Source organism: Rhodoferax sp. RT4P68 (assembly GCF_056521305.1).
Genome location: NZ_JBWMBB010000054.1, coordinates 1 through 1,064 on the forward strand (window position 1 = coordinate 1; position 1,064 = coordinate 1,064).

At 66.7% G+C, this 1,064-nt stretch carries 1 protein-coding gene; it reads right to left on the reverse strand.

Going from position 1 to position 1,064, the window contains the following annotated elements; genetic code table 11:
- Window positions 1-1,064: aldehyde dehydrogenase family protein (locus AC099J_RS31625; RefSeq protein ID WP_479619276.1), on the reverse strand; the 1,064-nt coding region annotated here is incomplete at both ends.

The following is a 1,064-nucleotide window of genomic DNA, read 5'->3' on the forward strand; positions in this document are numbered from 1 at the left end:
GACAGGCCGAACTCGGTGTCGTTGGCCGTGGCCAGCGCTTCTTCGTAGTCCTTCACGCGGATCACGCTGGCCACCGGGCCGAAGATTTCTTCGCGGTTGATGCGCATGTCCTTGCCGCTCTCGCTGAACAGCGCAGGGGCCATGTAGAAACCATCGGTCTCCAGCTTCAGGCGTTCACCGCCGGCTGCCAATGTGGCGCCTTCGCCCTTGCCGATCGCGATGTATTCCAGGTCCTGATCGAGCTGGCTCTGGCTGGAGACGGGGCCGATGTCGGTGCCCTGTGCCAGCGCGTCGCCGACCTTGATCTTGGCCATGCGGGCCTGCATCGCCTCGATGAACTTGGGGTAGATGCCGTCCGTCACGATCAGGCGGCTCGATGCCGTGCAGCGCTGGCCGGTGGAGTAGAACGCGCTCTGCACGCTCAGCTCGACGGCCTGGTTCAGGTCGGCGTCGTCCAGCACGATCTGTGGGTTCTTGCCGCCCATCTCCAGCTGCACCTTCTTGCCGGCCTTCACGCATTCCAGCGCGATGTTGCGGCCCACGCCGGTCGAGCCGGTGAAGCTCACCGCGTGGATGCCGGCATGGCCGACCAGTGCATTGCCGATCACGCTGCCGCGGCCCATGACCAGGTTGAACACGCCGGCCGGAATGCCCGAGCGGCTGATGATCTCGGCCAACGCCCAGGCGCAGCCGGGCACGAGGTCGGCGGGCTTCAAGACCACGCAGTTGCCAAACGCCAGGGCCGGTGCGATCTTCCATGCGGGGATGGCGATCGGAAAGTTCCACGGCGTGATGAGGCCGACCACGCCGACCGGTTCGCGCGTGATCTCCACGCCGATGCCGGGGCGCACCGAGGGCAGCGTCTCGCCCGACAAACGCAGGCATTCACCGGCGAAGAATTTGAAGATCTGGCCGGCGCGCGCGGCCTCGCCCATGCCCTCTGCCTTGGTCTTGCCCTCTTCGCGCGCCAGCAGCGTGCCCAGCTCTTCCTTGCGCGCCAGGATTTCGTTGCCGATCTTGTCCAGCGCGTCGCTGCGCGCCTGGATGCCGCCCGTCGCCCAGGC